At 32.4% G+C, this 24,552-nt stretch carries 18 protein-coding genes; 8 read left to right on the top strand and 10 right to left on the bottom strand.

The window, feature by feature from the left end; all coding sequences use genetic code 11:
• Positions 1 to 309: 309 nt before the first annotated feature.
• Together MPR_RS13235 and MPR_RS13230 are read left to right on the top strand one after the other, a co-directional pair.
• Positions 310 to 858 carry a BfmA/BtgA family mobilization protein gene (locus MPR_RS13235; RefSeq protein WP_041893285.1) on the top strand — a complete coding sequence of 183 codons (549 nt, stop codon included), beginning with the start codon at positions 310 to 312 and terminating at the stop codon, positions 856 to 858.
• A 2-nt stretch (positions 859 to 860) separates the two neighbouring features.
• Positions 861 to 1,814 carry a DUF5712 family protein gene (locus tag MPR_RS13230; protein WP_041893283.1) on the top strand — a complete coding sequence of 318 codons (954 nt, stop codon included), beginning with the start codon at positions 861 to 863 and terminating at the stop codon, positions 1,812 to 1,814.
• 153 nt (positions 1,815 to 1,967) lie between these two features.
• Here the strand turns inward: MPR_RS13230 and MPR_RS13225 are convergent, their stop codons facing one another.
• The 6 genes from MPR_RS13225 to tssD all read right to left on the bottom strand — a co-directional run bounded on the left by MPR_RS13225 (position 1,968) and on the right by tssD (position 8,846).
• Complete coding sequence (locus MPR_RS13225; protein ID WP_041893280.1) at positions 1,968 to 2,843, bottom strand: hypothetical protein; 876 nt, start codon at positions 2,841 to 2,843, stop codon at positions 1,968 to 1,970.
• Positions 2,836 to 3,315 carry a DUF4259 domain-containing protein gene (locus MPR_RS13220; RefSeq protein ID WP_041893278.1) on the bottom strand — a complete coding sequence of 160 codons (480 nt, stop codon included), beginning with the start codon at positions 3,313 to 3,315 and terminating at the stop codon, positions 2,836 to 2,838. Before MPR_RS13220 ends, MPR_RS13225 begins: the two co-directional genes overlap by 8 nt.
• A gap of 27 nt (positions 3,316 to 3,342) precedes the next feature.
• A complete protein-coding gene (locus MPR_RS13215; RefSeq protein ID WP_041893276.1) occupies positions 3,343 to 3,996 on the bottom strand; it encodes an Imm26 family immunity protein in 654 nt (217 codons plus the stop codon).
• 1 nt (position 3,997) lies between these two features.
• Positions 3,998 to 6,019, bottom strand: a complete 2,022-nt coding sequence (locus MPR_RS18210; RefSeq protein ID WP_052472749.1) for a polymorphic toxin-type HINT domain-containing protein — start codon at positions 6,017 to 6,019, stop codon at positions 3,998 to 4,000.
• 6 nt (positions 6,020 to 6,025) lie between these two features.
• On the bottom strand, positions 6,026 to 8,275 hold the full coding sequence (locus tag MPR_RS13205; RefSeq protein WP_052472748.1) for a type VI secretion system Vgr family protein: 2,250 nt from the start codon (positions 8,273 to 8,275) through the stop codon (positions 6,026 to 6,028).
• Between the two features lie 163 nt (positions 8,276 to 8,438).
• A complete protein-coding gene (gene tssD / locus MPR_RS13200) occupies positions 8,439 to 8,846 on the bottom strand; it encodes a type VI secretion system tube protein TssD (RefSeq protein ID WP_041893274.1) in 408 nt (135 codons plus the stop codon).
• A 1,036-nt stretch (positions 8,847 to 9,882) separates the two neighbouring features.
• Between tssD and MPR_RS13195 the strand changes: the two genes are divergently transcribed.
• The 3 genes from MPR_RS13195 to MPR_RS13185 are packed head-to-tail and all read left to right on the top strand — an operon-like array spanning position 9,883 to position 13,612.
• The gene (locus MPR_RS13195) at positions 9,883 to 11,391 is read left to right on the top strand and encodes a 3'-5' exonuclease (protein WP_041893272.1); all 1,509 of its coding nucleotides are present in this window, start codon (positions 9,883 to 9,885) and stop codon (positions 11,389 to 11,391) included.
• Positions 11,392 to 11,393: 2 nt separating this feature from the next.
• On the top strand, positions 11,394 to 12,074 hold the full coding sequence (locus tag MPR_RS13190) for a DarT ssDNA thymidine ADP-ribosyltransferase family protein (protein ID WP_041893269.1): 681 nt from the start codon (positions 11,394 to 11,396) through the stop codon (positions 12,072 to 12,074).
• Entirely contained in the window at positions 12,074 to 13,612 is a 1,539-nt protein-coding gene (locus MPR_RS13185; RefSeq protein WP_041893266.1) for an ADP-ribosylglycohydrolase family protein, read from the top strand. The genes MPR_RS13190 and MPR_RS13185 overlap by 1 nt, the downstream gene beginning before the upstream one ends.
• Before the next feature lie 183 nt (positions 13,613 to 13,795).
• On the opposite strand, the gene MPR_RS13180 is transcribed toward MPR_RS13185, so the two are convergent.
• The 3 genes from MPR_RS13180 to MPR_RS13170 are packed head-to-tail and all read right to left on the bottom strand — an operon-like array spanning position 13,796 to position 19,267.
• The gene (locus tag MPR_RS13180; RefSeq protein ID WP_041893265.1) at positions 13,796 to 16,756 is read right to left on the bottom strand and encodes an AAA family ATPase; all 2,961 of its coding nucleotides are present in this window, start codon (positions 16,754 to 16,756) and stop codon (positions 13,796 to 13,798) included.
• Positions 16,743 to 17,363 (bottom strand): ABC-three component system middle component 1, encoded by a 621-nt coding sequence (locus tag MPR_RS13175; protein ID WP_041893263.1) that lies wholly within the window; start codon positions 17,361 to 17,363, stop codon positions 16,743 to 16,745. The genes MPR_RS13180 and MPR_RS13175 overlap by 14 nt, the downstream gene beginning before the upstream one ends.
• Positions 17,360 to 19,267, bottom strand: a complete 1,908-nt coding sequence (locus MPR_RS13170) for an ABC-three component system protein (protein ID WP_041893261.1) — start codon at positions 19,265 to 19,267, stop codon at positions 17,360 to 17,362. The genes MPR_RS13175 and MPR_RS13170 overlap by 4 nt, the downstream gene beginning before the upstream one ends.
• Before the next feature lie 689 nt (positions 19,268 to 19,956).
• Here MPR_RS13170 and MPR_RS13165 point away from each other — a divergent pair.
• Positions 19,957 to 20,385, top strand: coding sequence for a GNAT family N-acetyltransferase (locus MPR_RS13165; RefSeq protein ID WP_041893259.1), 429 nt, complete (start codon positions 19,957 to 19,959; stop codon positions 20,383 to 20,385).
• A 705-nt stretch (positions 20,386 to 21,090) separates the two neighbouring features.
• On the top strand, positions 21,091 to 22,155 hold the full coding sequence (locus MPR_RS13160; RefSeq protein WP_006264282.1) for a 2,3-butanediol dehydrogenase: 1,065 nt from the start codon (positions 21,091 to 21,093) through the stop codon (positions 22,153 to 22,155).
• A gap of 372 nt (positions 22,156 to 22,527) precedes the next feature.
• Here the strand turns inward: MPR_RS13160 and MPR_RS13155 are convergent, their stop codons facing one another.
• Complete coding sequence (locus MPR_RS13155) at positions 22,528 to 23,295, bottom strand: XRE family transcriptional regulator (protein WP_006258618.1); 768 nt, start codon at positions 23,293 to 23,295, stop codon at positions 22,528 to 22,530.
• Positions 23,296 to 23,379: 84 nt separating this feature from the next.
• On the opposite strand from MPR_RS13155, the gene dinB reads away from it, so the two are divergent.
• Entirely contained in the window at positions 23,380 to 24,537 is a 1,158-nt protein-coding gene (gene dinB, locus MPR_RS13150; protein WP_437438159.1) for a DNA polymerase IV, read from the top strand.
• Positions 24,538 to 24,552: the final 15 nt, after the last annotated feature.

Below are 24,552 nucleotides of genomic sequence, written 5' to 3'. Positions count from 1 at the left end.
TAAAAAGGAACTGACTCTATTTGGCTAAATATGTCTTGCAATATTCTGAATTACATTGATTTACTTTGCTTTAGGATGTATTAAAAGAGTAGTATATCACTACTCTTTTCTTTTACGGTAATATATGGTTTTGAAAAAAGCAAGCGGGACTTGGGCAGAGCCCTAGTCGCTTGCCTTTTCACTAGCGTTGCAAAGGGGTTGAGTATACTTAAGGTATACTCTGGGGCTTTCAGCCTTTATAAAGATGGGATTTGGGTATACTTTAGAGTATACTCTTTTTAAAATTAATGAATTTAAAAAGGGATTAGTATGAAACAGTTAGACACAAATAGTATTCGCTTTTCAAAACCAGTCAATGAAAAGCTTGAAAAACTTGCTTTAGGATTTAAACGAAGTAAGAAAGAACTTTTCATTCAGATGGTTGATTATTTCTATCGAAGTAAGAAGGATCCATCAGACTTTGGTGATGAAGTTTTAAAGAAAGAATTATCCTCTGGAATCAGTAGGATAATCTCTTTTATAAGGCAACAGGAAAAAGATTTCTTGTTGCCAAGCTTTACTGATATAGGTATTTTGAAAGTTGCTATCACTCACAGTAATGATAAATTAAGCAAGATTGATAATTACTTGACTAAAGAAAGTGAAGTAACCTCTTCTATTTTAAAGAATACTCAAAACTTACTTACAGGTATTAAAGTATTAATCGCTTATCAAAAGCAAAAGGAAGAGCTCAAAAAGCAGTTTAGTGAGCTTTTAGAATACTACATCCTCTCTCGTGAGGAAATGGGATGGACAACAGCTAATGTCAAAAAGGAACAGCTTGTTGAGCATGTAAGAAAGTCATTAAACAATATGTAGTTATGTTTATAAATATTACTAATTCAGAAACTGGAAGCAATAAAAGTAGTTCTGCACAACTTGTTGAATACTTAGAGAAAGAAAACAAACTAAAGGCTGATAACATAGAGAAAGAACTATGGTTTACAAATGACAGATACGATGTGCCACATCAAGAAGTAAGAGTTAAACTTGATAACAACGTAGCTAAGCTTAGTAAAACAGACGATAAGTTTTTCTTAGTTAATATAAGTCCAAGTGAAAAAGAAATTCTCTTTTTAAAACAGAAGTATACGGAGGAATTATTACAGCAGAAACTAAAAGAATATGCTATTGCTGTTATGGATGCTTATGCCTTAAATTTTAAAAAAGATAGTATTACAAGTAGTAAAGACCTTCTTTGGTTTGGGAAACTTGAACACTATAAGTATTACTCTAGTTCTGATGACAAAGTAAAAAATGGAGAAGTAAGTGTTGGTGAAATTAAAGAGGGTGAGCAAATGCACTTACAGATTATAGTTAGTCGAAAAGATATAACCAATAAGATAAAATTAAGTCCTAAGAACAACTCAAGAGGTAAAAACCCTGAGCACTCTGCTAAGTTTGGACAGTTTGATAATCTTGCTTTTAAAGAAAGAAGTGAGAAGATTTTTGACAGTATGTTTAATTATCAAAGAGAACTTAAAGAAAAATTAGCGTATTCTATAACTATGGATAAAGGGAGTGTTGAAGAAAAAAAAGTATTGAACATCTTGATGCAGATTGAAGATAAACTAAACGATTCTAATAAAGAAGAATATTTTAGACTTATAGATAGTGTTTCATTAGACATATCATTAGATTTTAAAATATTTGAATCCAAAGGTGCTGGATTACTTGCAAGTTTATTAACTACAGAAAATAGTGAGTATATTGAGAACATCCAATTGTTTAAAAAGAAGAAATTGAGAAAAAGTATAGATCTAAAAATTAGGTAACTTAAAATATCCAAACAACAGCTGGGGGGAGGAGGGTGTGAGGGTGTTACACTTTCTATTCTCCATCATTATTTACTATAATTTGCTTAGATTTAAATATCCGGATTTTATAACTAGTTAAAAAAAGACCTAGTTATAAACTAAGTCTCTTTATTATTTATTGATTGTTAGCTCCATTTCTATCTGATAAAACATATCTTGATGAAGATGTTCTATTAAGTTTAGTTTAGCAGACATAATTTTTGAAGTACTCTTTTCTAGAAGATAGCTTATTTCTAAAGCGAACCTAAAATTAGTTAAATCTACTCCCATCTGTTCATAATAAGGCTTTAAGATCTTTATGTGTTCTGACTTTTCGTCTAATACTATTGTTAACCCCATATCCATTACTTCGCCTTCTTGCTTTAATGTACTTAATTCCATCGTATAGAAATACTTAAGTTCTGCTCCTAACATCCTTGATATAAATGAGTGCACAGAAGTATTATAATTATAATATGGTATAGGAGGAGAGGTTATTTCATATATCTCAGGTAATAACAACAGATACTGTAGGTTATTTCTAAATGAATAATCAAAATCTTTCAGCCCTCTTTCATAGTTCTCTATAAATCGTTTTCGATTTCTATCTTCTGGGATTAACTCTAGTAGATGTGTCTTTTGCCACTTCTTCCAGTCTTCCCATAGGCTATCCATATTCGTAACAGCAGTGACTTTACCTCTAGTATTTCGTTGAACCTCTATTACCTTAGTTATATCCGCAAGTAATAAACTCTGTTCTAAATGAGGTCTCATTTGATCAGATTCTGTAATTCCTTTTATTGTTTTAAGCTCTATAGTATTGAATATCCTATCATTCTTTACCTCTTGCTTTAATACGAGATCAGATATGGTTTCTAGTGAAATTATAGGGTTTTCTTTCCCCATCTTAAAGCTATTTTTTACTCTTAAGTTATAATCTTCTGAGAAGCTTCCTGCATATAATAGATATTGTGATTTTCCGAATAATAAATCTGATAGTTTACTCATATTGTTCTTTTATGCATTGTTTCCATTGCTCCTCAATATTTTCATCAAACTCCAATACATCCATAAAGCCATACTTTTTAAAGTGTTTCTCTAATTTATATAAAATATCTACTTGATAATTAAACCAACTATCATAATCCTCAGAATCTTCCCAAAGCTCTCTAAGTTCAGAATGAGCTTTAAAGAAAAGTAACTTTTTACTTGCCTTTAATACGATTTCTTGCAAATAAACAATATCCATATCATCTATCTGAGGTAATGAGAATTTACTGTCTATTAAACCTAGTTTACCTCCCAAAGCTTCTAATATAGCTAAAGAAATAAAGCTTTCTTCATCATCAATAAATTCTTCCTCCTTAATAATTTGCTCCAGATAAGGATATAATAATTCCTTATCTGGAGATTCGTTTAATTCTGAATACCAATCCATAGCAGTATCGTTCTCAAAATTTTTATATCCCCAAGCTCCCATATTTAGTTTACTTATTACATTATAATTCTATTCATAGAGTCTTGCTAAGTCATATCCCATCTCCTTAGACAGCTCATAGTAACTCTTATTAGGATCTAATCCTAAATCTTCATATAGTTTTGTTCGCATTTCTGGAAAATTGCGTAAGTTTAAATTTTCAAATTCTCCACTATAAAATTCTCCGGATATTAATTCTTCTTTACCTTGTTGGTACACACATTCATTTGCTAATACTTCAGGATATTCAAAACTCCAACTAATATCAAATTCTTCTGCATCTATATAAGGAGTATCTATATATAATTCACCTCTTAACAACCGTACTTTACCATAACTATTTCCAATTATTTCAGGGAACTCTATTGTTTTATAATCTATCTTTTGATGTCCAATTTTTCTCCATTCTATTCTAGTATATTTAGATTCTAAACTATAAATAAAAATTTCATTGATTAATACTTCTAATTTTTTTGGTAATTCAGGAGTATCATAAATACCTTTATACATTCTGATAACTTGACAACCTCTAAATGAATTTAAACAGGATTCACTATCCTGTTTAAATTCACTGTTGAAATATTGCTTATCTACATCAAACAATATAGTTCCAAAAATATATTTATCAAAATCTTCTAATTTTAAATAGAAGATATCTCCATGATTTAAAGTTTCTTTTTTCATATTATGGGCATTTTATTAATTTGCTAAAAAAGTTGAATTTTGCCTTTCCTAAGGCGTTTATTTTATTTCGGAATTCAGCTCCTGCTTTTAAGACCTTAGTTCCATGTTTCATAATGAAATGTTGTTCTCTAGCAGCAGTCTGAAAAGCATTCCACTTACCAGCGTCGAGTGTTTTACTTGTATAGCGTGTTGGATCTAAACCTTTTTCTTTCATATGCTGGGCAAATCGAATCCCCTCATCTTGAAAACTTTTACCAACATAAACAATTTGATCAGTAGTTTTATCAACTATTCCATATATCTCTGTTTGTTTCTTTTTAAGAATATTAAAAATAGAATTCTCAAATTTAACACCATTATGCACTAAGATATCTAGTGATGATACAAAATAATTATGGACTTCTTCTACCTCTAGATTATAAGTAATAAAGTCTCCTGATATTTTACTTATTCTTTGTATAGCTATAATTTCTCCTTTAGCATTAAGCAATAAATCTCCAGACTTTAAATCTTTGACTTCTATCCAATCTAAATGTGTCTCAGACCAAAATCGATGAGAAGAAGTACATTCTATCACTTCGTTTTCTAGATGTAGCTGATATAGAGATTCAGTATGACTTATATATACCTCTATTATAGGTCTTAATACCTCTGTTCTTGATGCTAGATCGAATGCTAGAACACAATCTCCAATCTCTAAAGTTTCAATAGGAGCATAACCTCTAGACTCATCTATTCTAACTAATGTTCCTGCAGGAAAACAATGTTTGTACTTAAGCAAGTCATCCCATGTCTTAGCTACTTTCTCTGCCGCTTCTTTAGCTGCTTTGGTAAGGCATCTTTTTGCATTATGTACTAACAAAGCAGTCCTCCCTACAAAATAAGTATGGAAGTTCCCTACAGTAAAGTTATAAACTTTCTTCGGTTCATAGTTAAATTCTACTTTATTTATCGTCAGTGGTTCATTATCCTTTGTCAACACTTTATGACCTTCTTCTAGCTCAGAAGCATCTACCCATCCAGTATCTTCTACATAGAAAGGATGTATAGCTGTAGTCTCTATCACCTCCTTATCTGTATAGACACTCACAGTATGGTCACTCTCATTAACCATGATATCTATCACAGGCTGTAGTGAGATAGTCTCTGTCTCTTCATCATACGCCCAGACTAGGTCTCCAACTTCTACATCCTCAATATTCTTTAATCCAAACTCTGTATGTACAGGAGTACCCTCTGGGAAACAAGCAAAAACACAAGTTCTTAATAATTTCTTAGCTACATCATCTATACTTTTCTTTAGTGCTTCTCTACTAAGAGTTTTAAAACCTGCCTTCCCTAATTGTTCTAGCGCTTTCTTCTTGATTACTCTACCAGCTACCTTAGTACCGGCTTTAATACCTGCTTTCATTCCCACTTTGGCTCCTTGCATAATAGCTGTACCTGCTCCGAAAGAAAGAGCTCCTGCTACTATAGACGCGACGTCCCATACTAGAAACCCTGCATTTAATACTGCTCCAAAGGTATCACCTGTTTGTATAGCGTTGATCATATCTCGTCCACTTCCCCAGATAGGAATCATCCCTTCGAAGAATCCTGCTTCACCTACGCTATCCCCATTACCACTGTCATCTAGCTCTTTCTGTGCTTGGTCTTGTAAAATTTGTACTTCAGTAGCTGCATCATCAGGTAAGGGGACTTGCCCACTGGTCATAAATTCTATTGTTCCGCCTATCATACACTTACAGGTACTTTTACCTATTAAGGTATGTACATGGTTGACTTTGACCTGCCAGGTATCTTGCCAAGTCATCGGCATAGTCACAGGATTACATGCACCACCTGTGATCTTACATACCTTAAAGGAAGGTATATTAGCGGCAGGTAACCCATCCATATTCGTCGCTACCTGACAGCCATGTATCTTAACCTTATTATTAAACGTTGGAGAAAAGTAGTTAGGTGCACCACCTTCATCACACATCATTAAGGCGTCTTTAGTGATATATTCTAATTCTTCCATAATAATTTACATAACATTAGTATCCCCTGAACTAATTGTAGCACTAGGTCCCGCTGTCACATCTAGTTCACCATCAGTTTCGATAGCCATATCTGATCCACTATAAATACTAAATTCTCCACTTTCCGCATCAAAATTGATATTACCTTCTTTAACAGTCCCACTAATGCCATCAGTATCTATGGTTATGGTATTTTCTCCTACCATAAGCACAATACTATTCTTTGCATCTATAATGATATTTCCAGCTGAATCTGCTTTAATTATTGATTGCGCGGGTTGTTCTTTAGTTGCCCCTACATTTATTATATTAGTACTTCCTGCATTTATAATGTGATTTTGATTTGCACTAATCATCGCAGTACCTGCTCCATCAAAAGACATATTTACTGTTCCTTTATCATGAAGATTTACGCTTCCTTTATCATCATTGAATTTAAGAGCATTACCACTCTTACTGCTAAAGCTTCTATTGGCATTACCTTTACCACCACCAGCTCCTGTTCCTCCATGAAACAATCCTCCCATTACAAAAGGTCTATCTGGATGATTACCTACAAAACTTATCATCACTTGATCCCCCTCTTCTGGTATAGCTACAAATCCTCTGTTAGAGCCTACCTTATCACTACTACCTGCATCTGGTGTCATCACACGAATCCACTCCGTACTTTGACCTCCATACTGCCAATCAAATTGTACTTGTACTCTTCCTTTTCCTTGTGGATCAGCATTGCTAACTACTGTAGCTATCTGTTGTTCTGCTGTAGGGTGATTAAAATCTATACGAGGGATAAACCCTGTTTGTGCATCCACAGCTTCAAAATACCCATGATATTTACCTAGCGTGTCTACTGTATGGGTAATATCAGTGATCATAAGAGTAGTGAAGTGATTGCTTTTTTTAGTTAATGGATCTAACATATCTAACTCTACTATACAACCTGGATATAAAAAGGGCACTGTTGTTACTCCTGAGGTTATAAACACATTAAGTCCTTCACTACCTACAACTCCTTTCTGAGCTTGTAACACATCTTGATCTGTAGAAGCTTTCATTGGAGCTAACTGCAAGGAAGGTGCTGTGAATATACCCTCTGATTTCTGATAAGCTACTTTGGCTAGTGTTCCCTTTACATCTAGTTTAGTTTCGCCTGCTGCACTTAGCTTTTTATTGGTATAACTATTATATCCATATAGTTGTCTATTAACATGACGAGCTTGCATGCGTATTTGGATATCTTCTACATCTCTACCATATACTAGCTGTATAGGTTCTTCCCCTTGAGGTAAATCTCCAAAATACAACTGTTCTCCATCATAAAAAAACTGTTCTCCATAAGCCTCTGCCATACGGGCTAGATAATTATAGGGAGTTTCATTATACTGACAAGAATAAGATAAATTATAATTCTTGCTAGACTTTACAAATGACTTATATTTACCTTCACTCTCATAACCTTCTTTTAAAATACTTTGCACAATAGAACTAAGAGGATCTGGCTCTGAGCCACCAAAACTCTGGATATGAGGAGCCATATCAAGTAATATCGTAGGACTGTATCCTTTTAGTACAATATAGCCACGACTTCCATGAGCTTGTTTAAAACTTACATCTGTAACTATTCCTATAAAATCTCGCTCTGGTTTTTCTTTGATATTTTTATAGTTTAAAGTCACTAATATGCGTTTTCCTAGTAAATCTTGTGCTTGACTCATTTGATAAGTCTCTTCTATACCAAGAGCATCATGACTGAGTTCTAGTGTAAATTCATGATGTTTTTTGACACTTTGTTTAAGCTCAAAGCTTTTATAGTTTAAAAGACTTACTCCTTCCACTACTATAGTTAAATCAACCAGGTGATTCACCCCTGGTATGAAGTGATTTAATATAGCAGCCGCATTACTAATAGCACTATTACCTGTATTAATATTACTGATTTGACTTAAACTCTGTGGTGTATCTACTGTGCCATTTATTCCTTGTATCTGATGTTGATATGCTGATGCCTTATTCATCACACTACCAGCAGTTCCATAGGCAGTAGAGGCAAAGCCTGCTACCTTTTGAGCTTTAGCTAAATTCTCTGCTGCTTTCCCTTCTATACCTTTAACTAACTCTTGTGTATGACTAAGTAGTTTTTCTTCTACTAAACCCTCTATCTTTTCTGTTGCTTTTTCCTTTAGAGACTCATTTGAAGCATCACTTATTATCCCCTTGCTTTGACCTGGGATTCCTTTAAAATTCTCTTTCATAGCAATTTTCTTTTTCTTCTTTGGTAAACAATTTAAAAAATAACAAGCTTGACAATCAAAGCTTAAATTAAAAGACAAAACAGAGCTTGACAATCAAAGCTTAAATTAAAAGACAAAACAGAGCTTAATAATCAAGCTCTGTTTTGTTTATCCTAAATTTTAATTATGCGCTTGGCCAAGTTCCTTGGTATGCTGAATTTCCATAATCGATAGACTCTGCACTAACTACAAATGTGATATACATACTGTTTGAGTTAATTGCATCAAAATCTAAATTGTGTTGGATTACATATCCATTTGACCATTTTAAAGTAATAAGTGTCCCTTCTTCGTGAGATTTATTAAAAGTAACTTCTCCAACTGTTGGTTTATACTTTCCATTTAGTAAACTCTCTAGAATATCAGATTTATCTGTGGCCTCTACAGTGATTGTGATAAGAGCATTAGATGGATCAGATGCTACACGTCCTGATACGTCTACTGTTCTAGATACTCCATAATCTAATTTTAATACTTTTTGCGCTTCTCCGCCATTGAATTTTAAGATAGCTCTTGAATTGTCTTGTGCCATAACATTTATTTTTTATGAATTATTTAATTCAAACTTATAGACTTAAAAAACAATAACACAACTTTTAGATAACTTTTTGAAAAAACAGGGGGATTCTACTGTAAAAAAAATGTTAAAATAGTATTTTTAAGACATTTCATCTTGTTTAAAAAACACAATCAGACATTCTTAAAAAAAATGTCTGATTAGTATCGAATGATCATAAAAGTGCTAACGTTTTAAGTATTGAATTTTTAAAAAACGTAAAGTAGAGGTGTTTTAAAGAGAATAAGATGTTGTAATTTTAAAATTTAAACCTTACATATAAGTTGTGAAATTGACAAGATAGGTATTTAAACAGGTTCTCTTAAAAAGTAGAAACTGCAAAAATTGTTTTATAGTTTTCAAACTTTACACTTTAATTTCTTTACTAAAAGAACATTCTAAAACAGCTTTACATTGCTTTTTATAAGACAATGGCAAAAATTACTTCACTAGTTTACAAGAAAGAAAGCTAATATACAGACTGAAAGCTTTAAAAAGGATTTTAAGGCTATTCTTGACATTTTAGTGTCAAATAGTGGGTCATTTCTTAATATAAATCACTTTAGATTTCACTTTGTAAAATTAGTGGATTTAGTAATCGAAAGGTAACAGCAAGTTATGTTTTGAGGCACTCGAAATTGAGATTCGTGCTTTCAAAACGACTTGCTCTTGCAGAGGGCTAGAAAACTACTCCGAAGTCGGTAGTTTTTTGCTGAAATAGTAGATAGACTCAAAATATTGAGGGGTTTACGGATTTCCGTAATAGAGATTAATGAAATTATATTATGTTTGATTTGATAACTATTTCACTATCCGTATTTTAAAAAAGACTATTTTGGTTTGGATAGTTTAGTAAGTATCTAATTGTTAAAAAACTAATTATATCTGTAGCGTGTTATAATCAACACGTATATAGTTGTGGTTTTACAAAACAGCATAGTATATTACTTCATGAAGTAATGATGTTATTTAACACCCTTCTATAAACAGAGTGCAATAGAAACTAAGAATTATGTTAAAAAAAATAACCCTTAAAGGAGAACAAAAAAAAGTTCTTTTTCTACCATCAAGTAATCCTATACAAATAAAAGGAGTTGCTGGTAGTGGTAAAACTACTGTTGCTTTATATAGAGCAAAGCATCTTTTGGAAACGGAAGCAAATCTTTTTAACGAAACTAAGATTGTAATATTTACATATAACAAAACTCTTGCGGCTTACATCACTGCAATCAAACCTTATATAAATGGAGGTTATCAAAAAGATAATGATGAAATTAAACCAAGAACAAATGATGGTTTAAATGTTCAAATAATAAATTTTCATAGTTGGGCTTATCATTTCGCGGGTATTCAATATGACCAAACAATAAAGCAATGGAAGCAAATAGAATTAATAGAAAATATTATTAATACTATTACTTCTGATTCTTCTAAAATTTTAGAGAAAAGTGCTGAATTTTTTCTAGAAGAAATATCTTGGATGAAAGGTAAACTTTTCAAAACTAAAGACGAATATCTTGAAGCTGCTAGAACAGGCCGAGGGACATCCGACCGTGTTACTAAAGTTGACAAAGAAGTAATTTGGATTGTATTTGAGCGATACAATCAAGAACTTAAGCTATTAGGAAAAGTAGATTTTGACGACTATGCTATTCTTGCATTGAAAAAAATTGAGACTGATCCCAATTTTGTTCCTCCGTATTCTCATATCATAATTGATGAAGCTCAAGATTTGAACAAAGCCCAAATTTTAACAATTTCAAAATTAGTGGATGAACAAACAAATAGTTTATCAATTATTGCAGATGCTGCACAACGAATTTTTAAAAGTGGTTTTGTATGGAGTGAGGTAGGAATTAACGTAAGAGGAGGGAGAACCATTGAATTTAAAAAGAATTATAGAAATTCTGTCCATATAGCAAGAGCAGCAATTTCATTATTAGAGAAAGAACAAGATAAATCTGAATTCACAACAATTGAAACAGCAACGAGAGATGGAGAAAAACCAAAAATCGGTTACTATCTTGATTTTTTAGAACAAATGAAAAATGTAAATAATCAACTGAAATCACTAAAAAGTAATAATCAACTACATAATACAGTTATTCTTCACAGAAGTACCAGTGGCGTAAACAATATCAAAACATACTTAAACGACAACGGATTTTCAACTGAATTAGTAAAATCCAATCTCCCTGTAGATTATGGAAGCGAAAGTATAAAAATATGTACAATGTCTTCAGTTAAAGGTCTTGAATTTAATAATGTTTTCATTCTTGACCTAAATGATGATATAATTCCATATCCACCTGGTTTTATAGAATCTGATGACGAGTATCATATTTCCACAGAACGAAGATTGCTTTATACTTGTATGACAAGAGCAAGAAATACTCTTTTTCTTTTCAGTAGTGATAATTCAAATCCTTCTCGATATTTAAAAGAAATTGATACCTCATTGTTAGAAGATATTTCACCAAATAAAACAACTCAAATTATTGATGATGATTTACCTTTTTAATTATGGAATTTAAATCAAACTATTTAGAATATCAAAAAGATATTGAAGAAAGAGGAATTGAATATTTAATTCATTTTACACCCGCAATTAATTTATTAAGTATTTTTGAGCAAGGTAAATTGTTGTCAAGGACATTACTTGAACAATTTGATATCGATCAAACAGATATTTTTGATTATGTAGAATTCACTGATAATATTAGATTTGACGATAAAAACTATATAAATTTATCAATTCAGCACCCAAATTCATTTCTATTCAACCGTTTCCGCCAGAAAACGGCCAACGAAAGTCATATATTTTGGTGTGTGTTAAAAATTGACAAGAAATATATTTATCAGACTGAAACATTATTCTCTATAACTAATGCAGCAAACAGTTTTAATAAGAGAAATATAGGTGTCACTGGAGATATAACTAAATTCCAAATGTTATTCTCAAATTCATTAGAAGTTGTCACTTCTTATAATTCAAAAACTGTTTCAAGGAATGACTTACCTGCAAAATATCCAACAGATGAACAAGCAGAAGTTTTGGTTAAAAACGAGATTTTGGTTTCTGACATTATTCAAGTTTGTTTTAAAGATGAAAATGACTTAGCAATGGGAAAAGCTGCTTTAAGTGATTATAATACCAGTAATTTTGTAGTGGATACTTCACTATTTACAAATACGAGACTATAATGAAACCAGAAACAAAATATAAAGGCAGTATTAAATTATCCGCTATTGGAGATGCTTTAGGATGGATCACAGAATTTGAAAAACACACACAATCTATCAAAGAAAAATTTGGTGTAGAAAGAATCGATAAATTTTACACTTGGCAAAAGACTGTTGGAGGTAGATTTTATGGATATAAAGACAATATTAAGGCTGGTTCATATTCAGACGACACACAACTTCTTTTAGCTGTGGCAAGAAGTATAAGATCTAATGGTAATTTAGACCATAATTATTTTGCAAAAATTGAACTTGCTAATTGGTTAGATTATGCACGAGGAGGTGGACGTACAGTAAAAACAGCAGCAGAGAAAATTCAAAGAAAATCTGTACAATGGTTTAATAACTTTTACCATTTTAAAATAAATAATGGCGAAATAAACGATTACAGACAAAGTGGAGCAAACGGTGCGGCAATGAGAGTCCTACCGATTGCATTAGCCAATCTTGGAGATATTGATAAAATTAAAGAAGAAATTTTCTGTAATAGTATTATTACACATGGCCATCCAAGAGCATTATTAGGTGCGATGTTATATGGTTATGCTATTAATCAGATGATTGTTATTAGACCTGAAGATTTTAACTGGGAAAATTATATTACTCAAATAGGGTTAGATTTTCCAAAAAAATTTGAGTTGTCCTTTTTAAATAAACCAGAATTGAAAGAGTGGTTAAAAGAATGGAATAAATCAAGTAATAAATCTTTTGAAGTAGTTTATGAAGAAGTATTGATTGAAACACAACAATATTTAAGATTAGTTTATCAAAATATAAAACAAAATATATCTGTTCAAGAAACTCTTCAAAAACTTGGCTGTTTTGCTTTAGCTACAAAAGGTTCAGGTACTTCAACTGTAATTGCAGGAATATATTTAGCTACAAAATTTCATAACCAACCTTTACTATCAATTATTGAAGCTGTTAATGCTTTAGGTTCTGACACCGACAGTATTGCCGCTTTCGCAGGTGGTTTAGTTGGAGCCCTTCATGGACACAATATTATTCCAGAACAATGGAAATGTGTGCAAGATATTGAATATTTAGACAGAACCTCAGAACGTCTTTTAGCAATTTCGGAAGACAGACTAGTAGAAGTTCATGATAATTTTCCAACTCAAAAAAAAGTTCTTAATAATCCAAGAACAGATGATTTTATATTAAATCAAGAAATTGAATTTATACCTTTAGGATATGGTAAAATTATAAATATTGACAGACAACACACTCTTACTAAAGGAAAGTATAATTTAATTATTGAAGCAAATTTAGACTTAGGTCAAAGTATTTTGGTAACTAAACTTTTCAATGATTTAAACTTTGAAACAAAATTAAACAAAGAAAAATCAATATCAGATATTGAACATATTATCCAATTAGCTGCAATAAATCTAAAACCAGGAGTATTTGATAAGTTTAAGGACTATTTATCCAAACAGAAAAGAATATCCAAAGACCAACTAGAAATGCTTAAAATAATAATAGAAAATGAATCATAAAAAGGTTATCGCATAACATATTTGGTTCAGAAAATGCGTGATATAATTATGTGTTTTTTAGGAGGAGGGAGTAGCTTTAAGATAGGAACAGTGCTTCAATAATAAAAACACACTACCATTAGCATAATTTACTATCATAATGGTAGTGTATTGATTTCTTAGTGATTTTTAAAAATAAACTTTTTAATTCATTAATTCAGCTCTGACTCCATCATCATTAGCAACTAATCTCCATAGTTTTACATCTATATTATCATTTTCAAGTTTCCTTTGAAAGAATTTTGCTTGATTGATATCATGAGTTCCCATCAAGACTTGAAAATCCTGATCTACTATGTAATCTCTAAGGAGGTCAAATACTCCTGAAGCGTGCACAAGATCATGATGTTGAGTTGGATCATCTAATAACAATGATTTCCATGGTGTCCATTTATAGGTACTTGCCATAGAAAGCATAAATGTTAATTGTAAGTCTGTTGCTTGGGCTTCGCTAGCTACTTCCATTACACTAACTTGCTTTTCATGAAGTTTAATTTCTACTTTTGCTTGTGATTTATTTCTATGCGAGTAACTGTCTAATTTGGTATCCATAAAGCGAGGATTTACCACAATTTTTTTTAGTAAAGAAACCCACAACGGGTTTATGGCTTTGATTTTATCATGTACACCATCAACTTCTTCACCAATTTTATGATATAATTTTTCAAGGGCAGCTTTTCTTTCTCTTAAGAAAGATAATTCACCATTTATTGTTGCTAATCGTTCTCTCATGTTTGATAAATAGGCTTGCTCTTCTTGGCTCTCACAAATTTCTTTAATTTCTTTATCCAATGTGGCAAACTTCTCTGCTGCATTCCAGCGACCAAGTTCATCACTCATCTTATTTAGATCTGCTAATCCTTTTTTAATGAGTCTATCATTAAGTATTAGTTTATTTTTTCCTATATTAAGATTATCCAATGAAGGCGGTTCAATTAAGTTACTATCTTTCCATTCTGCTAACATTTCATTCTGCTGCCCCTGTAACTTCGAAATTGCCATATTTAGGTCTGTGATTTGTTCTTCGACTTCTCTTTTAACCTTCACGATTTGCTCACTAGCCCTATTGTTGTCAGTTATTTTTAATGTTGTAGCTTCAATTTCTGTTGCTATAGTAGAAATTTGAGAGTCTAATAAATCTGTGTTAATTAACGAAAGAGTTTGATTTATCTTTTCAATTTCTGTTTTTACATTTTCAAGAGATACCTTAAGCGTAATGACATTTATTTCACTAGATTGAATTGTACCATTTGTTTGGTCTCTAGCCGTTATTAGTTTACTTAATTCTTCTGAAGAAGGTTTTTCTCCAAATTCTGTTTTATCCTTAACAATCTTCTCTATATTTACTTTGTTTTTTTCTTTTTTACCTTTTAGCCATTCTTTTGCCTCGGTAATATTATTACTGTCAGGGAATCTAGGTATGCATTTTTCATTAATAAATTCTTTAGCATTTTTTAATTTATCCTCATTTTCAACTAAATTTTCATTGATTTTACTTAATGTTGTTTTTTCATTTTGTATCTGTTGTTTTTTAGTATCAACTTCTGTTTTTAATTTATTATTTGTTTCAATTTCACTACTGATAATAGGATCTATTTGTTCTAATGCCAAAGCTATTTGTTTTGAAAGTTCATCAGGTTCATATTCTGCGTTACAAACAGGGCATTTCCTCTGATCATCAGGTAAATTTGTTGCTATAATTCCTACTGCACCAAGAATAGCATCGGAAGCATTTTTTAGAGAATTAAGTTTGGTTTGGCTTTCATTAAATAACTTTTCTATTATTACTAAATCAGTTTGAAAATCCTCTATTTTTTTCTCATAATGTGCTTTTTGTTCTTTTTCAGTGCTGATGATCTCTTTTAATTGAGTAACTTTTTGCAAATGCATATTCCAATCCTCGATTACCAATTGTAGTGAATTTAATTTCCCTTGCTTTTTTAGTGCTTCTTCTTCACTCTCTTTAATAGAATTGAACGTAACAATTTTTTGATTTAGCTTATTAACAAGTTCGCTCTCTGATTTTAATTTCTCTATTTGTTCAGAAATATATTCGGAGATTGACTTGATAGATTTTTCTGTCGATGCTAATTTTACTTCTTCTTCTTTCTTTTTATCTAATAATCTTTTTGATTTTTGTAAGTCTTTCTGTATATCTTTCTGTTCATTAAAAGTATCTTTGAGTGTAGCCAATGAATTCTTTAATTGTGAGATATCTGTATTTGCTTTATGTATTATTTCTGTTTTTCCAGCAATCTGCTTCTGCTTTTCCGCTATTTCTGTGTTATTACTTTCAAAAAGAGAAATTTTGCTTTCAAGGTTTGAAAGATTAAATAAACGCTTTTGATTATCTTCTTCTAATTTGAGTATAATGGAGTTTACAAGTCCTCGATAGCTAGCTACAGCATCTGGATTTTGATCAATATTTTCCGAATTTGATGAGCTATCAAATTGTTTATGAACACTTTGTACTTGGTCAATAATTTCATTTAAAGGCTTGAGGACGTAGTTTAACTTTGCATTATCACGCTCTTCTAATTTACCTTCAAAAAAAGAAATCCTTTGTTGCTGTTTATCCTTCTCATCTTTTTTATCATTTATTGTTCTCGTAGCAGCATTTAAAGTATTGGATTTTGTTTTTGAGATGGCGCTTAAGTCCTTTCCGATTGATAACTTATCCAACAAATCTCCTGCCTGAGAAGATTCTCCTTTTTGTATAAACCAGTTATTGCCACGTTGCTCTATAAGATGTGTAAGTCTTAAAAGAAAAGGTATATCATTTATAGAGTGACCAGGAAATAATAAATCATGATTTCCTGATATTTTGGGGTCTAAACCTTTTTGATAATTAACCTCACAGTAATTTCCATTATCAAAATCTAATCTGACATCCACGCCATTTTGTGTGTCACGTATCAATGATAATGGTGGATTTGTTAAACGTTGAATAGAACCAGTAAGTGCAAACTCTATAGCTTCGAAAAGAGTTGTCTTTCCCGTTCCATTTGGAGCAAGAAATATATTAGCGCCAGAACTTAATTCAATTTCGACATTCTTGCCAAAACGTCTTGCGTTACTTATAGTTATTTTTTTAAGATGCTTCATTACTTTCTGATTGGTTATTTATCAATATATTAAAAAGGTCAAAACTTGACATGCCAGAACTAAATGCCTCTCGCCACTTGATTTTTTCCTCATCATTAAACCATGCGAATTCTTGTTCTAAGACTGAAAAAGCTGAAATAAGCGGATCTTGGCCTAAATCCAACGGAGTTGGAGCATCAACTTTTGTGATAAATGTTCTTTCGACAAACGATTCTTTTGTTTCATCTGGGCGTAATACAAATTTTCGACAAAAAACTTCACTGGCCTCTATCCTTAAACATTCTTCAATTGAGGGCTGAGTTCCTTCTGTCCATATGATAGCAAGATAGATATCAGCAGTTTCAGGATCTAAAAGTAACTCTTTGCATAATGCAGCCCATTGTAAGACATCTTTTAGATGGTTATCTGAATTAATACCTACTACAAGTAGCGTTTTGAGAGATGGTTCGGAAGTTTCTATAGTACGAAAAAAGCGAATTAGTTTTTTGTTTTGAAGCTTTTCAGAAGCTACCTCGATCATCTCTTCTTCAATTGTCCCTTGACTTTTTATTGAAAAACGAGCTTCAATCTGGTGATGGATATAGTATGCAAATTGGTCAAAAGTCATGATATGTTATTATTTAAAGTTTCAATAAGTGAGTCGTTATAAATTTTAAGTTTTTGTTTTAGATAGGTTTTAAGTTCATCAATACTTCCTTTTTTGATAATTGAATTAAAGATTCGGTTTTTGGTTATTAATAATTTCGGGTTATTTCCAGCTGCTAAGGAATGATCAATTTTAACTGAGTCACTAATTGATTGTTTGTAAATCTCACCTTCTGGTTGTTCACTTTCTGAAAGAATTAGAATATCATATGTTTCTTTACCAATAAGGTCATCTATTGACTCCTCCTCATCAATTCGTCTAATTTTTCTTGTCTTTCCAGCGGGTCCACTCCACCAACTCAATCCTATAGCTCCAATACTTAATCCATCTTCGGTTTTCATAATACCTGCATCAATAGAACCTAAAGCCACTGAAATAAGTAAGCAGGTAAATAAAGCATCTGCTATTAGTAATTTTGTCTTTGGACCTATTCGTAAGTGCCCCAATATTTCCTCTCCTTCAGCATTAGGATGTACAATTCTTTTTAAAAGAGGGATTAGTATTGATTCATCTTTAGTTATAATATCTTGCCAGACATTCCAGCGTACTTCAACTGCATCTCTTAACTCTGGTGATTGGCTAGTCACCATTTGGGATATTCTCCATGATATTTTTTCAGAAACTAACTTCCATGTTTCTTTAGTCATTTGATGATTCATTTCTTTTGCAAAAGCCTCACGTTCTGCATGAGTATTCATAATCTTACCTCCACTAGCATTAAATGAGGCATTATTATTGGAAATGCGAATTCCTTCAAAATCATCTTCCCGAACTCCGAATGTCCCTCCAATTTTATTTTCAATATATACTTTCCATCCATCCCAATTTGCACAAAAACCGTTTACATTTCCATCTAAATGAATTGCCAGTTGAAATATACTTTCGTGAATTGGAGTAAGCGGGTCATTTACTTTTGCAATATTAATATTTAAGTTTCTACTCCTTTCATTTGACCAGAGTAACGGTATTGTTTTACATGGTCTTTCTATCTCAGTATTACTTTCTAAATCATGGATACCCATAATCTGCCAATTATTATCTATGTGATCAATTTGTGTCCAAATTTTGATATCTGAGCGAATATATTCTTTGAGTTGGAATAATAAATTTCGAGGGGAAATGGCACCTGAAAATGTAGTATTATCAATAGTGTAGGAAAGGATTTTTAATCGTATTTCTTGTAGTTTATCCGAGATAAATATTTCTTTCAATTTGTCTTCTGTCTTACATTCAATATCAGATTCCAATCCCGAATTTTTTATTTTTAGAAACGTCAAGGCTTTTAAAATGTGCTCCCAATTTTCAAATTCACACCATGTTGTTAACCAGTCAAAGCAATTTTTTATATTTGTATCTGTACTTGCTTGAGTTTGTAACATATCAGCAGTTGTAACGGCTGGTTTTATTTGGACTTCGCATAAATCTTTTAAATTTCTTATCTGAAGACCGTTTTTAATCTGAGTATTTAACTCTGGTAATTCAATCCAAAATTCTCTCTTAGGACTAATATTAGAAATGTCAATATCCTTACACCAATTTGCCAAGCTTTTTAAGGTTTCATCCAAAGGCGATAAATCCCGTTCTAAATCTTTTCGCTCACCTCTTGAATATTTATTTCTAATACATTCGTCATTTTTACTACCAAAATCCCCTGATGTTTGTCTTTTAATCTGTATATGAATTTGTGAATTTTTGTCTTTTTCGATAACTATATCATCCCATGTAGATATGTCACCTTGTTCTGAACCTATACTCAAATAATGGCTTCTACCTAATGCAAAATCAACTAGCATAACCGCAATTTCATAGGTTACAATAGCTTGTTCATATTTTTTAGTTTGGTCTAATCTTAATTTGGCTAGCATTAATAATTTTTTAAAATATAATTGTTAAAAATAATACAATAACAAAGATAATTAATTATTTATCCATCTACTTTAAATTCTAAGTTTATAATAATGTATTTAAAAACATAATAATCAAAAATATGTTATATTTACTTTTAGAATCAAACGATTCCAATCATAGTTCAAAACTTTCCGAATAAGGTGCTCACTCCAATCCGAAAAAGTGAACATCCCTATTTATAAAGCATACGGCATAAAAGAGGCTAACCCTCTTTCTCCGCAAAGAAAACCGATAACGAGAGTTATCGGTTTTTTTATTTTGTAAAAGGAACGGAAAGCTCGCTTTGTGGATACTTTTTGGAAATAAAAAAAGCACAATGCCTTTATTACTTTATAATCTACTTTAAGAGTATTTGAGCATAACCATAATACTGTTTCACATTATTAGCAGATCGTTGTGCCTTTAATAGGTTTTATAAGACTTATAGAGTTGTTTTGCTATTCGTAGTAATATAATTTGGCAAGTAATTTATTTATAAAAAATAATTATATTAGTAGCAAATTAAACGAAATGCACATATAGGTGCTATTTTGCGAAACTACATCGTGTTTTGTTTCGTGAAAAAACAATGTTGTAGTCAATTTCGAGAGAATAACAACTCGACTAATTATACAGATTGTTTAAAGAATTTTAAAAAAAATAAGTAATGGATATTGAATTAACTTCTACCCCAAAAAAAGAAGACTTAGAAGCTATTAGTGAGGGGATTAAAAGCTATAATCAAAATTATCTTCCAGATAATGTAGTATTTGAAAATGATATAAGATTTGCAGTTTTTGCAAAAGATAAAAAAGGAAAAGTTGTAGGAGGTATCAGAGCTTGTGCTTTTTGGAATTACTGTATCATTGAACTCCTATGGCTTTCTGAAGAAACTCGAGGATTAGGAATCGGTAGAAAGCTAATGAAAGCTGCTGAAGAATTCGCTTTAGATAAGGGATTTAGATATATGAGAACCGAAACATTAAGCTTTCAAGCTCGCCCATTTTATGAAAAACTTGGATACAGAGTTTTTGGTGAATTGGCTGATTATCCAAAAGGCCATACTACTTACTGTTTAGTAAAGGAACTTAAATAGTTGGGTTAACGATAGAAACTGCCCACAACAAACATATTAGCGTCAGGCGGGGCGAAGTACTTCGTTTGACGTTTTTTGATATATTTGAACTTTCAGCTTCGTATTAAGTTTAGTGCTAAAAATCCCGCCCGAACGGCAATATGCAAACCGTTAGTAAATTTTTTAAAATAACTTTGAATAACATTCTATAATTTTATTGCTTATTACTCCACGCTTTGAAAAACTTAACTGTTTTAGGATTTTCAACAAAAAACTAATTTACATTTTCTAATTGATTTGTTAATTGGTCTTTTTTATTATTTAAAATCTCATATTCCGTTTTTCAATAGTATTCTTAACAGCCATATACATCGAAAAGCCTGTTGTCAAAACTAAGAAGATATTCAATACTATCAAGTACAACAATCCTTTAGAGCTAGCCGCTTTATGAGCCCTTAAAAGCCCTCATTTCTAATCTCTATCTAACCTTATTCTTATACCCATTTTCTTATAAGCACACTCCTCCCTTTTACGTTAAAATTTAAACATAGATACTTAACAAACTACATTATCTTTTCCATTTTAGAAGTTATCGTTCTAAAACACTTGCAGTCTTAAAATGATAACACAATATTGATTAATAATTAACAACCAAAGCTTCGCAGGAAACGAATATTCTCTGGTTTTCTCAGTATATTTGAGTGAAACATAAAAAAGAATATTATCATGAGCACAATGAAAGCAGCACGCTGGTATGCAGCCAAAGATATTAGAGTAGAACAAACAGAAATCCCTACTCCAGCTAAAGGACAGGTAAAAGTAGCAGTTCAATATGCAGGTATCTGTGGATCAGACTTACACGAATATGTACACGGGCCTCAATTAATTCCATTAGACAAACCTTATCCATTAAATGGTCATCAAGGTGTAACTACTTTAGGACATGAGTTCTCAGGTATCGTTGAAGAATTAGGAGAAGGTGTAAAAAATATTAAAGTAGGGGATCGTGTAGTAATTGAGCCTATCTATAAAAACTTCGATAGCCCATTCGTAGCTTCTGGAGAATACAACTTAGGAGAACACTTAGGTTTCATCGGATTAGCAGGTAATGGAGGATTTGCTAAATACGTAGTGGTAGAAGATTATATGATTCACAAAATTCCTGATACGATGTCTTTTGAACAAGGTGCTTTAGTAGAGCCTGCTGCAGTAGCTGTATACTCAGTACTACAGAGTGGTCTAAAAGTAGGACAGACAGTATTAGTATCTGGTGCAGGACCTATCGGGCTACTATGTGCTCAAGCAGCTTTAGCAGCTGGTGCGTCTACTGTGATCGTTACAGATGTGGCAGAGAAACGCTTAGAGAAAGCAAAAGAAATCGGAGCTACTCATGTATTCAATGCTATGGAAGCTGATCTTCCTGCTAAGATTAAAGCCTTGACTGGTGGTCTAGGAGTTAATGTATTCTTAGACTGTGCTGGTGTACAAGCTTCTTATAATACAGGTATTGCTTCTACTCGTAATGGAGGTACTGCTGTATTAGTTGCTTTATTCGGAAAACCAGTTCAACACGATGCTTTAGATCAAGTATTAAGAGAGATTACTGTAAAAGGGGTTATCGCTTATAGAAATATCTTCCCAGAAGTAATTAACTTAATCGACTCTGGTCGTATGGAGGTAGAAAAACTAGTGACAAATAAAATTGGTTTAGATGAGATTGTAACAAATGGTTTTGAAGCCTTAGTAAGCAATCCAGAACAAGTTAAAATTCTTATTGATATCAATAGATAGTTTTTAGTTTACAGTGAACAGTTTACAGTCTTGTCTACGGTATGAGGTGATATGTACTATGGTTACTGTATTATTAAATAGATTCCTTTATCCCTATAATTGTAGATAATTCTTTAATAAAAACAAAAGCCATTACTTAAAAACAAGTAATGGCTTTTATTTTGGTTTATAGTGGACAGTGTGACATCCATAATAATACGTCTATATTTTGATGTAGACGGGGCACATAGCATGCATAAAATGTCATAGTAAACCTCATAATCCAAAATTCGTAATTAATGAGTGTTGCAAGCAACATTTTTATTTCTTTTATTAATGCCTGAAAGGCAAGCCTCGTAATTCGTAATTCAAAATTCGTAATTTCTTAGTGGCTTATTTCACTTTCTTAATCACCTCTCCTAGCATATGTCTGATCTCTTGGAACATTGCCTTAGTATCTGGTTCTCCTAGGTCTTCTGGTTTAAATTCTTCTGTAGCGATACTACTCGCATATTCCCATATTTCTAATACATCATATGCTTTAATGCGATAAGGCTCATAAAAGGTATTGTCTGAGTGTAGTTCTAACGTCTCATCATCTATGCGATACACGCGTTTATACACCACTCCTTCATTCGCTGTAATGATGATATATGTATGTCCGTTTCGGATATAATCTAGACGCTCGATATAACTACCAATGATAAAAGAACCTTCCTGATGTGGAGGCATAGAGTCCCCTTCTATAGGAAAGGCTCTATACTTCCCTTCTTTTAGGAATGGAAGAGAGATCTGATCTAGGTTCTGAATAAACTCTGGATCTGCATACCCTGTCAAATATCCTGCTCTTGCTTTATGAGGAATAATCTCAATAAAGTTATTGCCATGAGGATCTACCATAATAGGCAATAGAATACGGTTGTCCTCAAGCTTTAGTAAATCTTGCATAGGAACCTTGCGCAAATCAACAGAAATCATCAAGTCTACACTGACATGAAAGAAACGAGAAATACGCAATAATACTTCTAAAGGTGGCTCAGAGGCTCCCTCTTCATACTTTGAATAACGTGCACGAGTTATCATTAACTCATCTGCTACTTTCTGCTGAGACATGATCTTCTGAGCACGTAGATACCTTATATTATCTGATAAAAACGACATTTGCTATTATTTATAGCATCAAATATACATATTATTGCTAATATAGATAGTAATTTCGTGAAAGATTTTTTAATTATTTCTATTATGGAAAGGGCGATTGCACATTTAGATTTAGATACTTTCTTTGTGTCTTGTGAGCGTTTAGTAGATTCTTCTCTAAATGGGCTACCTGTCATTATCGGTGGAGGAGATCGCGGAGTCGTCTCTAGTTGTTCTTATGAAGCAAGGCAATTCGGGGTGAGGTCTGCCATGCCTATTCGTATGGCTACTCGTCTATGTCCACAAGCCATCGTCCGAAAAGGAGATATGCAGTTATACTCTAAGATGTCTCATCTCGTTACGGATATTATTACAGAGAAGGCCCCCGTTATGGAAAAGGCGAGTATAGATGAGTTCTACCTAGATCTAACAGGAATGGACAAATTCTTTGGGTCAGCACTTTGGATTAAAGAATTGACACAAACGATACAACACGAATCTGGATTACCTCTAAGTTATGCTTTATCTATTAATAAAACGGTCTCTAAAATAGGGACAGGAGAGGCTAAGCCTAAAGGGGCTCTCAATATTACAGCGCCTGAGGTACAGCCCTTTCTCAATCCGTTGTCTATTCGCAAAATCCCTATGTTAGGAGAAGTTAGCTATACGCTACTTTCTCGCATTGGTATTCGGAATATACAGACATTATCTGAAATGCCACATCAAATACTCCATAAGTTATTGGGTAAAAATGGTATAGACTTATGGAAAAAAGCTAATGGTATTGACCTTACTCCTGTAGAACCCTATAGAGAGCGAAAGTCTATTTCGTCTGAACACACTTTTGACCAAGATACCATAGACATCCCTATGCTCAAATCTATCTTTACAGGTATGGTGGAGAAGCTGGCTTATCAGTTGCGTTCTGAAGAATGGCTTACTTCTATCATTACTGTCAAAATACGCTATACGAACTTTGATACAGAAACTAAACAAACTCGGATAGCTTATACATCAGCAGATCATACACTTATTAAACTAGTACATGAGTTATTTGATAAAGTATTTCAAAGAAGAATGCGCCTTCGCCTTATAGGTGTTCAGTTTAGCGGATTGGTACGAGGGACATATCAAATGAACTTATTCGAAGATACAGAAGAGATGATGGCGCTCTATCAGGCAATGGATAGAATGAAGAAACGCTATGGTGTAGATGCTGTAGTAAGGTGTTCTGGTGCTTTCTTGAAAATGAAGAAAGAGTGAAGCCCCTTTTGGGAA

The sequence above is a fragment of the Myroides profundi genome (genome assembly GCF_000833025.1).
GTDB classification, from domain to species: Bacteria; Bacteroidota; Bacteroidia; order Flavobacteriales; family Flavobacteriaceae; genus Flavobacterium; species Flavobacterium profundi_A.
This window is presented reverse-complemented; position numbering and strand designations above follow the sequence as displayed.